General features: G+C 63.5%; 11 protein-coding genes. 7 read left to right on the top strand and 4 right to left on the bottom strand.

Translation table 11 applies throughout. From position 1 onward, the window contains the following. The first annotated feature begins 37 nt into the window (after nt 1–37). On the top strand, nt 38–7,333 hold the full coding sequence (locus B0B14_RS16790) for a PKD domain-containing protein (RefSeq protein WP_256714362.1): 7,296 nt from the start codon (nt 38–40) through the stop codon (nt 7,331–7,333). Between the two features lie 104 nt (nt 7,334–7,437). Here B0B14_RS16790 and B0B14_RS10745 read toward each other — a convergent pair whose 3' ends face one another. Then, nucleotides 7,438–8,322 carry a sulfotransferase family protein gene (locus B0B14_RS10745; protein WP_083710549.1) on the bottom strand — a complete coding sequence of 295 codons (885 nt, stop codon included), beginning with the start codon at nt 8,320–8,322 and terminating at the stop codon, nt 7,438–7,440. Then, a complete protein-coding gene (locus B0B14_RS10740) occupies nt 8,319–9,857 on the bottom strand; it encodes an oligosaccharide flippase family protein (RefSeq protein ID WP_076681559.1) in 1,539 nt (512 codons plus the stop codon). Before B0B14_RS10740 ends, B0B14_RS10745 begins: the two co-directional genes overlap by 4 nt. Nucleotides 9,858–9,967: 110 nt before the next feature. On the opposite strand from B0B14_RS10740, the gene B0B14_RS10735 reads away from it, so the two are divergent. From B0B14_RS10735 to B0B14_RS16365, 6 genes are all read left to right on the top strand, one after another. Next, complete coding sequence (locus B0B14_RS10735) at nt 9,968–10,573, top strand: hypothetical protein (RefSeq protein WP_076681558.1); 606 nt, start codon at nt 9,968–9,970, stop codon at nt 10,571–10,573. Nucleotides 10,574–10,875: 302 nt separating this feature from the next. Further along, nucleotides 10,876–11,859, top strand: coding sequence for an aminoglycoside phosphotransferase family protein (locus B0B14_RS10730; RefSeq protein ID WP_143733705.1), 984 nt, complete (start codon nt 10,876–10,878; stop codon nt 11,857–11,859). Next, nucleotides 11,856–12,824 (top strand): sulfotransferase family protein, encoded by a 969-nt coding sequence (locus B0B14_RS10725; protein WP_218642084.1) that lies wholly within the window; start codon nt 11,856–11,858, stop codon nt 12,822–12,824. The genes B0B14_RS10730 and B0B14_RS10725 overlap by 4 nt, the downstream gene beginning before the upstream one ends. Next, nucleotides 12,821–13,732, top strand: a complete 912-nt coding sequence (locus B0B14_RS10720) for a glycosyltransferase family 2 protein (RefSeq protein WP_076681556.1) — start codon at nt 12,821–12,823, stop codon at nt 13,730–13,732. The genes B0B14_RS10725 and B0B14_RS10720 overlap by 4 nt, the downstream gene beginning before the upstream one ends. Continuing rightward, a complete protein-coding gene (locus B0B14_RS10715) occupies nt 13,729–15,084 on the top strand; it encodes a hypothetical protein (RefSeq protein ID WP_076681555.1) in 1,356 nt (451 codons plus the stop codon). Before B0B14_RS10720 ends, B0B14_RS10715 begins: the two co-directional genes overlap by 4 nt. A gap of 232 nt (nt 15,085–15,316) precedes the next feature. Further along, nucleotides 15,317–16,003 carry a LamG domain-containing protein gene (locus B0B14_RS16365; protein WP_218642083.1) on the top strand — a complete coding sequence of 229 codons (687 nt, stop codon included), beginning with the start codon at nt 15,317–15,319 and terminating at the stop codon, nt 16,001–16,003. 18 nt (nt 16,004–16,021) lie between these two features. Here the strand turns inward: B0B14_RS16365 and B0B14_RS16960 are convergent, their stop codons facing one another. Both B0B14_RS16960 and B0B14_RS10705 read right to left on the bottom strand, forming a co-directional pair. Then, on the bottom strand, nt 16,022–16,420 hold the full coding sequence (locus tag B0B14_RS16960) for a glycosyltransferase (RefSeq protein WP_372236644.1): 399 nt from the start codon (nt 16,418–16,420) through the stop codon (nt 16,022–16,024). A gap of 176 nt (nt 16,421–16,596) precedes the next feature. Then, nucleotides 16,597–17,112, bottom strand: a complete 516-nt coding sequence (locus B0B14_RS10705) for a glycosyltransferase family protein (RefSeq protein ID WP_083710604.1) — start codon at nt 17,110–17,112, stop codon at nt 16,597–16,599. Nucleotides 17,113–17,116 lie beyond the last annotated feature (4 nt).

The following is a 17,116-nucleotide window of genomic DNA, read 5'->3' as shown; positions in this document are numbered from 1 at the left end:
CTGGGGGTTGCTGATGTTTTCTGCTGTGCGTGCTCGGATGAGCAGGACGACCGCTGCTATTGCTATCGGCGCGATCTTCGCGTCGGGCCTTGTGCTCGCAGTCGCGCCGGTCGCGACTGCTGCGACGCCCGAGGAGCTTGCGACCGAGTTCCTCGATCCTGCCGCTTACACCGGCATGACCATGGACACAGCAGGCGCATCCTGTTGGGAGATCAAGCAGCTCAACCCGACTTCCGAGTCCGGCGCATACTGGGTGCTGACGCCCTCGATGCCTCGTCCCGTCCAGGTTTACTGCGACATGGTCACCGATGGTGGCGGATGGGTCAAGGTCGGTCAGGGGCGTGAGAGCCTTGAGACGAAGTACATCGGTAAGGGCAGCGACGCTACGCTGCTCCAGCCAGCGGCCCCGACGGGAACTACTGCTCAGATGTCGGCGTCGACGATCGACGCCCTTCTCGACGGTACAGCCGTATCTGCGCTTGCTGATGGTGTGCGGCTGCGCCGCGCTACGACGATCGACGGCTCTGCATGGCAGGAGGTCCGGGTCAAGTTGGCGAAGGCCAAGGGCTGGAAGTGGACCTGGGGGAGCGTGGAAGGAGTCTCAAGCTTCTCCTTCGACGGCCAGGCCGGCACGGGCGGTACCGTTGGCAACTACGGCTTCGACAGCTCGTTCCGTCGGGTCGACTCGAGCCTGAAGACCGACCAGAACTACACGTGGGGGTTCGCGTACGGCAGCCAGGTCCGCGGAACTCCGGACGCCTCGAGCTACTTGTGGTCCTCGACGACGAGCATGGGGTATGCCAAGCCGGTCACAGAGATCTACGTGCGACCCAAGATCTCAAACTTCAGTGCGCAGTTCAGTCGCATTCCTGACACGGGGACGGCCGTGGCGCAGAACCGCAAGCAGCCATCGTCCTTCGCTCTGACGAACCCGTGGGGTGTCGGCGGACTTGCTGGATCAGAGACGCACATGAGCTCTGTCGAGGTGCAGGCGTTCGCACAGATCGGCAACACGATGTACGTGGGCGGCAACTTCGCCTATGTGCAGCGCACATCGGCCGGCTCCGGGCGCGTCGATCGCCCGTTTCTCGCAGCTTTCAACGCGACCACCGGTGAATTCATCCCGAGTTTCGCGCCCGTACTGAACGAACAGGTTCACGCTCTTGCGGCGCTCCCCAACGGCAACCTTTTCGTAGGTGGACGCTTCACAACGGTCAACGGTCAGCCGGCGGTGGGAGCGGTGTCGTTGAATCCCGCAACGGGAGCCGTGGCGGCGGGCTGGAATCTCACGATGGAGAACGCAGTCGGGGGTGGTGTTGTCGTCGTTCAGACGGCGCAACTCTCCGGCGACCAGCTCTACATCGCCGGAGCCTTCACCCACGGAACCGGCTCAGCGGGGGGGCGTGTGTACAGCCGCAACCTTATGCGGATCGACTCTGACGGACGCCCCGACACCAACTGGCGCGCCGAGGTCAAGGGCGGAGTCCGCGACGTCGATGTCTCCGCGGACGGTGCGGTCGCGTACCCGGCGGGCAACTTCACGTCGTACCGCGACACGACGACTTCGAATGTCGCAGCAGTGTCCACTGCGCCGGGTGCGGACCTCGTCGTCGATTGGATCCCGACCTGGAGTGCCGCGTCCAGCTACCAGCAGGCAGTCGAGCAGGTGGGCGATAGGGTCTGGGTCGGCGGTTCCGAGCACGCGAACTTCTCTTTCGACGACGCCACCTACGAGCGACTGAGCGGCGACATCACGGCTACGCAGGGCGGCGACTTCCAGGCATACGGTACGACCGGGACTGAACTCTTCGGTACCTGCCACTGCCGTCAGTTCTCCTACTCCGGCTCGTACACGTGGCCGAACGTCGGCAGCAGCTGGACCGAGGTCAATGACATCCACTGGGTCGCCGCGTGGGACACGACCACCGGCGCCTACATCCCCACCTTCAACCCGAACCTGAGCACGCGGGCAGGCAGCGGACCTTGGGCTGTGCAGGTGGGCAGCGCTGACGAGACGGTCTGGGTCGGCGGAGATATCACCGGCGCACGCACCTCCGCGAGCGGATCAGCCTGGTTGGGCGGATTCGCCCGCTTCCCACAGGCTGATGTCACTGCGCCTGGCGTGCCGACGAACTTCCGCATGACAGCTCAATCGGCGACGACGACCACCCTCGCGTGGACGGCACCGTCCGGCGGCCTCGGCACCGGAACCGCCGGCACCTATCAGATTCTGCTCGACGACCGCGTGGTTGCGGAGACCCGATCGACCAGTGTCATCGTCCCGCTTAAGGGTGAGCGCCGGTACTTCGTGCGAGCCATCGATTCCGCAGGGAACATCTCAGCGAGCACCGGTGCGCTCACTGTCCCGGGCGGAATCTCGAAGCCCTCCGCCGCATTCACGAACGCACCCGCCGGTCTCAGCGTCGCGTTCGATGCAAGCTCGTCGCTGTCTTCCGTGGCCGTTGAGGACTACACCTGGGTATTCGGTGACGGCGAGTCAGTCACGACGACTGGTCCTACTGTGGTCCACGAGTACGTCGGGGGTGGCCAGTACAGCGTGACGCTCTACGTACGTGACATCAACGGCGCCTACGGGCGAACAACGTTGGCACTCGTGCTCGAGCAGCCGCGCCCCGTCGATGCATATGGCGGAGCAGTCTTCGACGAGGAGCCTTGGGCCTTCTGGAGACTCGCCGAGACTTCCCGTGATGTGGCGGCGGACAGTGGCAAGTCGAACAACAGGGCCGTGTACCAGCAGGGTGTCGCGCGCGGTCTGGACGGGATCGTGAGCGGAAACACGGCGGCTCAGTTCGACGGCGCGGATGACGTCGTTGTGTCTACCACGCCGGTCAGTAACCCGACCACGTACTCGACCGAGGCATGGTTCCAGACGACTACCAACCGCGGCGGGAAGATCATCGGCTTCGGCACGGCCCCGTCCGGTCGCTCCAACAGCTACGACCGTCACGTGTACATGCAGGACGACGGTCGGCTCGTCTTCGGCGTCTACACGGGCGTGGAGAACAAGATCACCTCGTCGGTCCCGTACAACGATGGCCGATGGCACCACGTGGTTGCCACGCAGTCTTCCGAGGGTATGCGTCTGTACATCGACGGTGTTCTCGCTGGCACTCACCCCCAGACTGGCGCTGAGAACTACACAGGCTATTGGCGCGTGGGCGGCGACAACACGTGGGGCTCGTCGTCGGCCTATTTTGCCGGGCGCATCGACGAAGCAGCCGTGTACACCACAGCACTGAGCGCGGCGAAGGTTGCACAGCACTTCACACTGGGAATCGACCTGCCTCCTGTCGTCACTGACGATGCTTACGCGCGGACTGTTCTCGCGAACACTCCCAGTGCGTTTTGGCGACTCGACCAGTCGAAGAACGGAATTGTTCAGGATGCGTCGGGCAATGGATTCGGCGCGGGCACGGTCGCTGGGCCGACCACGAATTCCGCATCCGCGGTCGTCGGCGGCCTGGGCTCGCTCTCCTTCAACGGACAGGGCCAGGGCGTCGCTGCCGACGCCCTGATCGATGGCCCGACGTCTTACGCGACGGAGGCCTGGATCCGCACCACGACGACTGCCGGTGGCAAGATTATCGGCTTCGGCAACGCTCGCGTGGGCAGCTCTAACAACTACGATCGGGCGGTCTTCATGCTTCCCGACGGCCGACTCCGGGCCGGAGTCTGGACCGGTCAGGAGACGACGGTCACCACCGCGACCGCTCTCAACGACGGCGAATGGCACCATGTCGTCGCACAGCTCGGCTCTGGTGTGCTGCAACTGTTCGTCGATGGCGTCTTCATTGGGGAGACGACGTTGCCCGCGCCGGCTCAGGCTTACAGCGGGTACTGGCGACTCGGGGGCGACTCGACCTGGGCGGGTGCACAGTACTTCGCTGGTGGCATCGACGAATTCGCACTGTACTCCGCGCCTCTCACAGCGGCGCAGATCGAGCGGCATTATCTCGTGGGAACGGGGCGCGACAACGTCGCACCTACTGCGAGCTTCACCTCTGCCGTCGAGAATCTGACGGTCTCGGTCGACGGTTCCACCTCGAATGACATCGATGGGAACCTCGTCGCGACTAGCTGGGACTTCGGTGACGGCTCTGCCTCCGTCACTGGGGTACTCGCCGCAACGCACACCTACGACTCTCCCGGCACCTACTCGGTCACGTTGACGGTCACGGACGACCGGGGGGCGTCTGCAACCTCGATCGCTCAGATCACTGTCACGGCCCCGCCCAACGTGCCGCCGGTCGCCGCGTCCACCGTCTCCATCGTCGACCTGACGGTGACGGCAGACGGAGCGGGTTCCGCGGACTCGGATGGAACGATCGCGTCCTACGTCTGGGACTTCGGCGACGGAGCCACAGCGACAGGTGTGAACGCCACGCACACGTACGCATCAGCCGGTATCTTCACGGTCACGCTCGTCGTCACCGATGACGACGGCGCTCAGCACTCTGTGCAGCGGACAGTGGCCGCGGTCGCGCCGAATGAGGCGCCCATCGCCTTGATCGCGACGTCAATCGAGTTCCTCGAGGTCTCATTCGACGGATTGGGGTCATCGGATTCCGACGGCGACGTCGTGTCCTACCTCTGGGACTTCGGAGACGGTGGCACGTCGACGCAGGCGACACCCGCCCACAACTACGCCGCTGGCGGAACCTATTCGGTGTCGCTCACGGTGGCCGACGATGACGGCGCGACCGGCACGTCGACGGCGACCATAGCCGTCGAGCCCGCGAACGCGCCTCCCGTCGCTGTCATCGGCTCGGTGGCGACATACCTGACTGTCGCCTTCAGCTCAGCTGGCAGTGTCGACATCGACGGCACCATCGAGTCGTACTCGTGGAACTTCGGAGACGGAGCGACGTCGACGGAATCCAGCCCGACCCACGCATACAGCTCGGCTGGTACCTACGATGTGACGCTCTCAGTCACCGATGACGACGGCGAGGAAGGCGTCGTGACGGCTTCCGTCACGGTCGCGCCTGCCAACGTCGGTCCGACCGCTGTGATCGGCTCTGTCGCAACGGGCCTGTCGGTCACGTTCACTGCAGCCGACTCGACTGACTCGGACGGATCGATCGTGTCGTACCAATGGGTCTTCGGCGATGGTGAGACATCGACGGATGCTGGGCCCACCCACGTCTACGCGGCGTCCGGGTCCTACACGGTCTCGCTCACGGTGACGGATGATGACGGCGCGACCCACACGGCATCGACCGTGGTCACGGTGGCAGCAGCCAACAACGCGCCGACGGCGCTCTTCGAAAGTTCGATGTCCGGACTGACCGCGACGTTTGACGCGGCCGGCTCGACTGACTCCGACGGGTCGATCTCGTCCTACGGATGGTCGTTTGGTGACGGAGGTACGTCCGAACTGATCGCTCCCGTCCACACGTACGCGTCCGCGGGTTCCTATGAAGTGACGCTGACAGTGACGGACGACGACGGTGCCGTGGCAACCGTTGTGAAGACGATCACCGTCGCCGCACCGAACAATGGCCCTACGGCTGTGATCGGATCGTCGGTCATCGGCCTGCAGGTGGCGTTCTCCTCCGCCGGTTCTGCGGACGCTGATGGTTCGATCATCGGTTACTCGTGGAGCTTCGGCGACGGTCAGACGTCCACGTCGGCGAACCCTTCGCACACTTATGCGTCGGGCGGCACGTTCACGGTGTCGCTCACGGTGACCGACGACGACGGGGCGGCGACATCGGTGTCTGCCTCCGTGACGGTCGCGCCTGTGAATCAGGTTCCGTCTGCGGTGATTGGGTCGCTGGTTTCGGGTCTGTCGGTGGCGTTCTCGGGTGCGGGGTCGTCGGATGCTGATGGTTCGATCGTTTCGCACGCGTGGAACTTCGGCGATGGTCAGACGTCGTCGGAGGTGAGCCCGTCGCACACGTACGACGTCGCGGGTTCTTACACGGTGACGTTGACGGTGACGGATAACGCTGGCGCAACCGGTGTGGCGACGTCGGTCGTCTCGGTGGGCACTCCCACGACAGCGGAGATCGTCGCGGAGAACGCGCAGTGGTCGTACTACTACGGTGTCGCGGCGCCATCGGCGAATTGGAAGTCGTTGACGTTTGATGCAACGTCGTGGTCTTCGGGTGCGGCGCCGATCGGTTACGGGTCTTCGTTGGTCTCGACGACGCTGAACGTGGCGGCGGCAACGGACACCCGGCCGCGGGCTGTGTACTTCCGCAAGGAATTCTCTCTGGCGGATGCGTCGAAGGTTGTGTCGCTCGATTTGTCGTCGGTCGCCGATGACGGTGTCGTGATCTACGTCAACGGTGTCGAGGTCGTGCGATCGCGCATGCCTTCTGGGACCATCACGCACACGACGTTCGCCTCGCCGCAGCCGCCCCGTACGACGGCAGCCAACGCGAGCCCTGTCACGGTGACGGTTCCGGTCGACTTGCTGGTCGATGGCACCAACGTGATCACTGCTGAGACGCACGTCAACTACCGCGGCACGCCCGACCTGTCATTCAAACTCCGTGCCACGGCCGTCTTGGGTGGAACATCTGTGAATCAGGTTCCGTCTGCGGTGATTGGGTCGCTGGTTTCGGGTCTGTCGGTGGCGTTCTCGGGTGCGGGGTCGTCGGATGCTGATGGTTCGATCGTTTCGCACGCGTGGAACTTCGGCGATGGTCAGACGTCGTCGGAGGTGAGCCCGTCGCACACGTACGACGTCGCGGGTTCTTACACGGTGACGTTGACGGTGACGGATAACGCTGGCGCAACCGGTGTGGCGACGTCGGTCGTCTCGGTGGGCACTCCCACGACAGCGGAGATCGTCGCGGAGAACGCGCAGTGGTCGTACTACTACGGTGTCGCGGCGCCATCGGCGAATTGGAAGTCGTTGACGTTTGATGCAACGTCGTGGTCTTCGGGTGCGGCGCCGATCGGTTACGGGTCTTCGTTGGTCTCGACGACGCTGAACGTGGCGGCGGCAACGGACACCCGGCCGCGGGCTGTGTACTTCCGCAAGGAATTCTCTCTGGCGGATGCGTCGAAGGTTGTGTCGCTCGATTTGTCGTCGGTCGCCGATGACGGTGTCGTGATCTACGTCAACGGTGTCGAGGTCGTGCGATCGCGCATGCCTTCTGGGACCATCACGCACACGACGTTCGCCTCGCCGCAGCCGCCCCGTACGACGGCAGCCAACGCGAGCCCTGTCACGGTGACGGTTCCGGTCGACTTGCTGGTCGATGGCACCAACGTGATCACTGCTGAGACGCACGTCAACTACCGCGGCACGCCCGACCTGTCATTCAAACTCCATGCCACTGTCACGGCCCTGCCGTAGCGGAGCAACTCCTGGCACGGAACGACCGTTGGCCCCTCCCCACAGGGGCCAACGGTCGACACATGGTCGGCACCGACCGTAGCGAGTTCAGCTCAGAGGCGAGCTCACCAGGGGGCTGACTTGCCGACTAGTTCCTCCACCTCGGCACGCAGCGGCTCGTAGACGGCCGCGAGACGGTTGGTCTCCGTCTCTGGAGGCAGATCAGACGTGCGCCAGGTCGAGTTAAAGGACTTCTTCGTCGGCATTGCTATCCGCGGAATCTCAAGAAAGTCGCAGACCTCTGAGAACGTCGACTCGGTGTTCCTGTAGAGGTCCTCCGCGTAGACAATCAGGAGCTGTTCCCGCGGAAAGTGCTCCAACCAGTTGCGGATCTGTGGTGCGTAGTCTCCGCGCGAACGGTAGCTGTAGAAGTCGTGTGCCGGACTGTAGTAGCTCGGGTCCGCGAGCATCCGCTCGACCTCACCTTCGAGGCGAGCGTCTTCCGCATCCAGTGCGTCTGCGAAGCTCAGCGGTTCGACTTTGTTCTGAACACGTTCCTGGTAGTGCGACCATGCGCGCCGAACAGGCTCGCGAAGCAGGAGAATACTCTTCACCTCGGGAGCCACATCTCGCACCTTGCCGGCGATGCGGGGGTCCCAGACATAGTAAGGCGACGCCTCACCGGAAAGCGGCCGGTAGCCGAGGTTGCGCTGCAACGACCTTCTGTGGCGTTCGGAAGGGAAGTGCGAGCGGTACCAACGCTCCGAGCGACCTGATCCTTTGAAGAAGTAATCGGTGCTCTTCGTCCCACGAATCTCGGGGTACATGTGCATCACGCCTGGGTGACGTACGAGATAGTTGAACATTGATGTCGTGCCACCGCGCTTGCAGCCGATGATCAGGTAATCGGGGAGAGGACGGTCTGCTGCTGTCGCCATCGCCCATCCGCGTGTCGTGACATTCGCGATGTCCTTCATCCACGCCGGCGCGCGATCCTTGATGCTGCTCATGAAGATTCGCCCTTTCCGAGGCTCTGCTCACTACGAGGCGGGCGCCTGAGCGAGGCGAGCGCTTCGTCAAGCGCAAACCATCGCCGTGTGAGAAAGAGGCAGACTGTCCACAGTACGACGGCCGCAGCCGCGCCCGACACCAGCGCAATGAGTGTCTCGCCGAACACCAGGCGTGCGATGACGGAGGGAACCGCCGCGGCGGTCGCCGAGACTGCGATTGCCAACAGAATGCGGCTCGCACTCAATCGGACACCGACCCGCAATCGGACGGTGACAGTTGCAAGAAGTGCATCGAGAATCATCGAGACGGTCCACGCGACCGCTGCGCCGGTGAGGCCACACAGCGGGATGAGGGTGAAGAGCAGCGTCAGGCTGACCGCTAGCACCACGATTTTGTTCACCGCGGCTCGGCCACTCAACCCACTCATAAGGAGAAGGGACTGCACGTTGCCGGTACTCGAGTTGATCGCCGCGCCCAGACACATGATCGTCAGGGCTGGCGCCCCAAACTCGAATCCGGGCCCGAAGATGTCGAGGACCGGGACTGCTAGCACGGAAAGCAGGACGTACACCGGCATGCTCAGGAGAACGATCCATTGCGTCGTGCGCAGGTAGAGATCCTTCAAGGCGGCATGTCGTTGCTGATGAAGCATGCGCGAGAACTGCGGAGCGACGACGATGCGCATCGCAGTCGAAGGCATCGTCCCAGTCTGTATGAGCCTGGACACGACCGCGTAGATGCCTGCGAGGGCAGGACCGGTCAGTAGCCCGACGATGATGACATCCAGCCAGAGGAGAGCCTGCTCGATCGACGACGAGAGAGCCCGCGGCCCACTATAGGTCGCGACCTCGCGTGCGAGGAGCCGTCGCGTTGAAGCCAAACCGGACCCTCCCCTCGCGCGGCGCACGCCATCGTGAACGCGGATCAGCGCGATGATCAGGATGATCGGCAGCAAAGCCAGCCAAGCGATGCCGGCGGCGAACGCGCCTCCGGCGAACGATGCCGCGATGGCGACGGCGATCAGGCGACCGGCGGGCAGAGCGATAGACCCGAGGAGGACGAAGTCGCGGATGCCGCCAAGCCCGCGAGTGACTGCCAATGCGACCGTGAGAACTGAAGCCACCGGAAGGAATGCAGCTGACCAGCGGATGAGCAGTGCGAGCTGCGGACCCCCGGCAGCCAGTAAGGGTGCGAGAATGAGAACGACGAGGGATGCTGCTACGCCGCCCGCCAGTGCGCCCAGAAGGAGCAGAGCCGTGACACGGGAAATGTCACCCCGTCGATCGATCGTTAGACGCGGCAGCATCCACACTGCGGTCGTATCCAGACCGACTTTCGCGATGGCTCCTGCGATCGTGAAGACTGCGATCATCTGGAAGACCACACCAGTGGCGGTCGGCCCGAGTGCGCGACCGAGGATCAGCGCGAGGGCGAACCCTGCGAGCCCTGTCGTGATCGCGCCGATGAAGCTGATCACCGAGCTGCGGGCAGCGTCTCCCAGCGCACCACGGCTCTCGACGTCGCCTGACTTCACAGCAGGCCCTCCCCCAGTCGTCCATCGCCAGTATACGGGCGACTGTCAGTCACCCCAGTTCTCCCCTGCTCTACAATGAACACCGGGGGTCATCGACTTGGGGGGTAGCGATGAAACGTGCCCGTATCCTCTGGATCACGGCAGGCGCGTCCGCAGTGGTGGCGTTGATCGTCGGCGTACTCATCGCGGCGGCGCTTCAGCGCGAGGATGCGACGATGCCCGACGCTGCTGAGGCATCGACGTCGTCTGCATCTCCGTCTCCTGTTCCGGTCGCCACTCTTCCGGCGGCGGCCGTCGAAGGCGATGTTGAGCCCGGGTCGGATGCCTCCAGCATCGTCGTGGCACCCGTCGCGGCGCTCAATCAGGCGCTCACCGACCCGACCGTGCCGGTTGACCTCTCCATGGTGGCCGACGGAGTGGCTCTCGCCGACTTCCGCGACGAGGTGGAGCAGACGGCTATGGAGGGCTGGCGGATCGAGGGCGAAACTGTGCTGATCTCAGCCCTCGTCGTCTCTCGCACGCCCGATTCGGATCCACCGTCCATGGTGGTTGACGTCTGCCTCGATCGGTCGGGGGTCACCGTACTCGACACACAGGGAATGGCGGTTCCCAACGCAATGTCACCGACGCGTGTTCTGACGCGCTGGACCATGTCGCTCCTCGACGGCTCTTGGAAGGCTACGAATAGGACTTTCACGGATGAGCCTGAGTGCTGATGCCGCACGAGGAGATGGATCCGTTCACCTTTGACTCTCGCCTCGGACGACACGTCGCCTACCTCGCCGAGCAGATGTGGGGTCCTGCTATCCGGCGTGGAGACGTAGCAGTTGTCGCCGGACCGCACGGAGATCCTGCGTACTCAGCACACCAGAGCTTCTGGGTTATCCCGAGCTTCTCGCGAGCGAAGTTCCTCGTGCCCCGGGACTTTAAAGTCGCGTCCCGTTCGTTGAGGGAATATGCGCTCCTTCGCTCGCTTCGGACGCGGGCCGTGCGGCGCGTTCTGTCCGCCCTCGCTCTGATGCGCATTCCACTCTCGAACGACGTCGTGACGGTCTCGAGCACGGTCTCCACCGGAGACATCATCCAGGCGGTCGGAGCAAGTGTCGGCCATGCGAAGGTGCGAGCTTCACTCGGGGTTCGTTCCGCTGCCAACGCCAAGCCGACGCTCGAGCTCAGGTCTACCTGCGGCGACATCCTCGGCTTCGCCAAGCTCGGATGGAACGGCATCACGATTCCCTCGATCGACAACGAGGCCCGCGCTCTTCGAGAGCTCGCGCCGTACGCCGTGACCCCTTTTCGAGCAGCTGGCGTGATCGCAGAGGGCACGGTGCAGGACCGGCGATTCGTCGTTACCGAGCCGATGCCGATCCGCGTGCGTGACGTTCCCCCGCGCGCACATTCGTTGAGCGCGTCCGAGGCGCGCGGTCCCGCGCCATTGGTGGGAATGCACCCTTGGTCCGCGCTCGCCCAGGTGACGTCGGTCGTGTCGACGGTTTTCGACGACGATCAGACTACGCCGCCCGCGCTCGCAGTAGAAGTTCGCCGCGTGGTCGACCGCATTCTGGATCAGGCGCCGGTGCTCCCCGCGGCCGGCTTCTGGCACGGCGACTTCGTCTGCTGGAACCTCGCCCGCGATGGTGACGGAGCGCTCTGGCTTTTCGACTGGGAAACGGCCGAGGAGGACGTGCCTGCCGGCATGGACACCATGCACTGGTACTCCAACGCACAGGGTCCGGTGGACCCGAAGCGCACCAGAGAGCGTGTCGCTGCGGCGTTCGAGACAGCGAAGCCGGTGCTCCGATCAATGGGGTATTCCTCGCGGACGATGCGTTACCTGGGAGCGTGGTACTCCGTGACCTTGGTCGCTCGGGCTATCAGGCTCGCGCGTGCCCTCGAGGGATGGGAAAGGGTGGCGCTGAAGCCTGACACTCTGGCCGAACTCCTCACATGGGCCAACCAGATCCTTGACAACGCCACACCGCAGAAGGAGGCCCGACGATGAGTGCACAGGCGCAGTCCGTGATGTCTGAGCAGGAGAGGATGAGATATGTCGGGCCTGTGCTTTACATCGCAGGTTTAGGTCGCAGTGGCTCGACGATGCTTGAGTGCGTCCTGGGATCGCATCCCGAGGTGGCCGCTCTCGGTGAGGTGCTGCACCTGTGGGATCGTGGAATCGTGAAGGACGAGCTGTGCGGATGTGGGGCGCCGTTCTCCGCCTGTGATTTCTGGCTGGCAGTCGGCGATCGCGCCTTCGGAGGTTGGGCGCGCGTCGATCTCGAGAGAGTCTCAGTGCTGCATGATGCCGTCGACCGCCACCGTCGCATCGCGAAGGTGCTTTCGCCGATCCAGACGAGCAACTACCGTCGACTCATACGCCTCTACAACGATCTGTACCTGCGGATCTACGACGCCGCAGCGGAAGTGTCGGGCGCTCGCCTCGTGATCGATTCCGGCAAGCACGGCAGTCTGGCGGCATCCCTCGCCAACAGCGATGAGATCGACCTTCGCGTGCTCCACATCGTGCGTGATGCTACTGCCGTCGCTTTCTCCTGGTCGAAGGCCGTACATCGCCCGGAAGCCCAGAGTGAGGAGGATGCTCTCATGGTTCGTTATTCGAGTCCCTTGAGCAGCGCGCTGTGGATGCTTCAGAATCTTGAGGTGGAGGCCCTTCGCGCGAAGGGCGTGACCCCCGTTCGGCTCCGTTACGAAGACCTCGTCGCTCAGCCCCCCGCGGCCCTCTCGCACACGCTCAAGCGGCTTGGGCTGAGCAGCTTCCGGCCGGCCGTCGAGGGTCGTGTGCAGTTGCGCACGCAGCACACTGTGGCCGGGAACCCCATGAGGTTCAGTCGAGGGGTGCTCACCCTTCGGCGGGATGATGCCTGGAAGGCATCCATGGCCACGCGTGAGCGTCGAATTGTCAAAGCGCTGACAGCGCCTCTGCGAGCGGCATACGGGTACAGCGGATGAACGATCGGGCACTGAGTGTCGTCATTGCGACGCGGAACCGTCCAGATTTCCTGCGCGATGCAGTTCGCGCGGTGAGTGCGCAGGAGGGCGTAGGCCGAATCGAGATCATCGTTGTCCATGATCAGAGCGAAGTGGACCCGAGCGTCGCTGAGGTCGCTCCGGAAGCTGACGTGCGTGTAGTCCCGAATGTGCACGCTGTCGGTCTCGCAGGGGCACGGAACACCGGAATCGAGCTGGCGGAGGGAGAGTTTGTCGCCTTCTGTGATGACGACGACGTTTGGATGCCGGGAAAAGCCCGCGCACAGGTCGGCGAGTTACGGCGTAGACCCGAATCCGATCTGGTTGCGACGGGCATCGTCGTTGAATACGACGGCGAGAGCCACCCTCGTTACCTGCCCACAGATACGATCCTGCTCTCAGACCTGGTGCGAGACCGTCACACGGAACTGCACCCATCGACATTTCTCTTCCGTACCTCTGCGCTTCGGGACTTGGGGATGGTGTCCACCGCGGTCCCGGGAGGCTTCGGCGAAGACTACGAGCTTCTTCTTCGGACCGCACGTAGAGCGCCAATCGCGAACATTCCGCGTCCCTTCGTCAGCATCAGGTGGCATCAGTCATCGTTCTTCTTCGAGCGGTGGTCGACGATGGCGTCCGGACTCGAGTATCTCCTCGATCAGTATGAGGAGTTTCAGGACGACCCCAAAGGCCTTGCGCGGATCCAGGGTCAGATCGCGTTTGCGCGCGCATCCGAAGGTCGTCGTCGTGACGCCGTTGCGCTATCTTTCGCCACCCTTCGATCGTCGATGACCGAGTTGCGTGCGCCGCTCGCGTTGCTCGTGGTCGCCCGCGTGGCGAAACCGGAGTGGATCATGGTCCAGCTGCACAGGTTCGGCCGCGGAATATGACGCGTCTGCACGGGCCTCGCGGCGACCGCTCCGAGGCTCGCCCGGAGCTGCCGGCGTGGCCTATCGCCTGGCTATTCGTCGGCTATCCGGTCTGGTGGATTCTCGGCCTCGGGGAGGCTGCATGGATTCTCGCCGCGGCGGCAATGGCGTATTTCATCGCAAAGACTGGCAGGCGCCTCGTTCCCATTGGGTTCGGTCTCGTTCTCGCCCTTCTGATGTGGATCGCACTCTCCGGAGTCGCGATCGACTCGTTCGGGAGGCTTCTGGGATTCGCCTTCCGATTTGCCCAGTACGCCTCGTTCGCCGTCTTATTCGTCTATGTCTACAACGCTCGACCGACCGTCAGCCTGAACAGGCTTCTGGCGTACTTGACCGCGTTCTGGGGCTGGATCATCGTCGGCGGGTATCTGGCCTTGGCATTTCCGACAGCAGTCATCCGGACACCTCTTTCCTACGTACTGCCGGACTCGCTTCTCGGAAACGACCTCATCCAGCAGATGGTCGTGCGCCGACTCACTCAATTCAACCCCGAAGCGTGGGCGTACATTGATCCTCGCCCGTCTGCGCCATTCCTCTATACCAATAACTGGGGGAACGCGTACAGTCTTCTGCTTCCTCTCGTCCTGCTTTTGATCACTCGCATGCCGGCTGGGTGGAGGCGGTGGGGTCTCATCGTGGCGGTGCCTGTCTCGGCGGTGCCCGCTTTCCTCACACTCAACCGCGGAATGTTCATCGGGCTGGGTGTCGTCGCGTTCGTCATCGCGGTGCGCCTGGCTCTTCAAGGACGGACACGCGCAGTTCTGGGTCTCGCCGGGCTCGGTGGCGCGGGTCTTTTGTTGGTGTGGCTCCTGCCGGTCGCCGACCGGCTATCGAACAGGCTCGAGATCAGCGGAACTAACGACGATCGTTTGGGAGTCTATTTCGAGACCATCGCACGCACGGCGACATCGCCGTTGTTCGGGTTCGGAGCACCCCGCCCTGCGGAAGCCAGTTCCGGATTTGCTCCGCCTGTTGGTACGCAGGGACAGATCTGGATGGTTCTCTTCTCTCACGGTTATATCGGTCTGCTGCTATTCATCTCCGTGCTCGTGTGGATGACGGTGCGCGCTTTCAAATGGCCTGACTTGGCGGGAATCGTCGCGTCGGGTGTGCTCTGTGCGCTCCTGGTCGAGGTTTTCTACTACGGCGTGCTCGGTGCTGGGCTCGCCATCGCCTTCGTTCTCGGCGCGTTGGCGATGCGTGAGTGGCCCTTATCGCCGCCCGATGAGCTCACCAACGTCCTTCGCGATCCGATTGCGCATGGTTCGACGCGCTCCAGAGTGAACGGTGACGACGCACGCGCGATCGCCTGATCACTGGCCACATTCGCTGTCAGGCAACGGAGACAATCACCTTCTGGTGGGAGTGGAGTTCGGTGGTCGATATCACACTCTCGCACCCGATTCGAGGGGGCCGTGTTGATCAGGGAAATGCAGGAGCATGGGAAACGATCTCGCATACGGCCTGGAGGCGAGTGACCTGAGGAAGGGACCTGACGTGCGCAGACTTAGAGCTGTCGGCGGAACGGTGACTCTCGTAGTCTCCGTGCTGCTGGCTGCATCCACGAGCACGACGCCCGTTGGAGTCACTCTCAAGATGGATGGCAACCTGACCAATGTGTCGGGCAGTGCGTCGGTAAGGGCCCAGACGGTGAGTGCCGCGGGCGGCAAGATCGTCCTGCAATCGAGGCCAGGCAACGGCGATGCCGCTGTCTACCCCTCGGTCGGGTCCGAGACTGGAGCGGTCCTGGCCGTTACAAATGCCACCGGGACGGACGTCCTTGCGCCCGGTACGCGTGACTTCTCCTTCGGCGCGGACTTTCGAACCGTCTCGGGCGGCAAGAACGATGGCGACAATCTCATCCAGCGCGGTCTGGCTGACGACTCGGGCCAATACAAGATAGAACTGGATTCCGGTTCAGCCGTTTGCGTTGTGAAGGGAAGTCGAAAGACAGCCACTGTTCGCATCGGGCATGTCATTGCCCCCAACGTGTGGTACCGCGTCAATTGCAGCCGGACGGGGTCGGAGATCGCACTGACGCTGACGCGCATCGACTCGGGTGCGGAATGGCGATCGCGTACCAACTCCGTAGTCGGTAGCGTGGCGACGAAATCAGTAGGCACGCCGCTCACGGTCGGAGGAAAGCTCACGCCAAAGTTGGCAATCGCTGCGTGGGAGCCGGATCAATTCAACGGGACGATTGACAACGCCTTCATGCGCGTCAATCGCTGACGCTCCGCATCACCCGGGTTACTCAGGGTCGCGCCAGCGGGGCCTGCGCAACAGGGGGAAAGTCCTGCGTGGGGCTCGTCCGCTCCTGAGGACGCGGAGCTTCTCCCCGAATGACGCCACGGAGGCGGCGACCTGAGCGGCGGGGTGGGCGGCCGTTGCACCCTTCATGGATCCGTTCCGTCCGATGGCCTCTTCCAACTCAGCGGTGTCATCGACCACGATACCGAGGCCGCGCTCGTGGGCCCATTTGGCGAAGCGCAACTGATGTTCGTCGACATGCTCTCCGAGTGCCGGGTCGCGCGCAAGAACGATCGGCATTAGGCCAGCCGATCGGACCGTAGCTATCGTCCCAGGTCCTCCGTGCGTGATGACGAGATCGGCCTCAGCGAGCGCGTCTGACAGGTCTGCCGGCGCCATCATCTTCACGGAACGCGCGATCTGGGGACCAGTGCTGAATCCGTACTGCACGACGACATCATCGCCGGGGTGAGCTGCCGCCCAGTCGTCTGCCCATGCGCACAGCCGATCGAATGGATGCGTGTCCGTGCCCGTGATGACGAGCACAGCTCTCCGACCGGGCACCCAATCGATTCTCACAGAAGCGGTCCGATCGTCACGGTGTCTCGGTACAGTCGGCGCTGCTCATCCCACTGAACTGCGAAAAGGTCGGTGAACGGGCTGCACAGGCGAGCAGTGAGAGTCGGGCTGTCAACCCGGTCGTAGACCTCGATATAGGCGGTTCGCGCACCGAAGAAGCGGCTGAGGATGAAGTAGGGGAGGGCCACCGCTGCTCCTGTGGAGATGACCACGTCCGGGCGACGAGAGCGCATCAAATGCCAGGCCTGCAAGGTGTTGCGGAGAAGGTTCGGGAGGTTCCTCGTGGTCGGGTAAGAAGCCCAGACCACATCGGACTCCTCGGACAACGCGCCGGTGGCGTCGGTCGTGGGAAATGTCACCCAGGATCGGTCGTCGTGGTGAAACAGATCGCGGAGTGGAAGCAGCTGCGCGAGGTGCCCGCCGGAGCTGCCGACGAATAGCACGCGGCCGAGCCGAGTATCGGCGACCTTCTTCTTGGAATGCTCGGGATCATTGATGGCCGAACTGTTCATCACG

It is taken from the genome of Microbacterium sp. RU33B (assembly GCF_900155915.1).
Taxonomy (GTDB): Bacteria; Actinomycetota; Actinomycetes; order Actinomycetales; family Microbacteriaceae; genus Microbacterium.
This window is presented reverse-complemented; position numbering and strand designations above follow the sequence as displayed.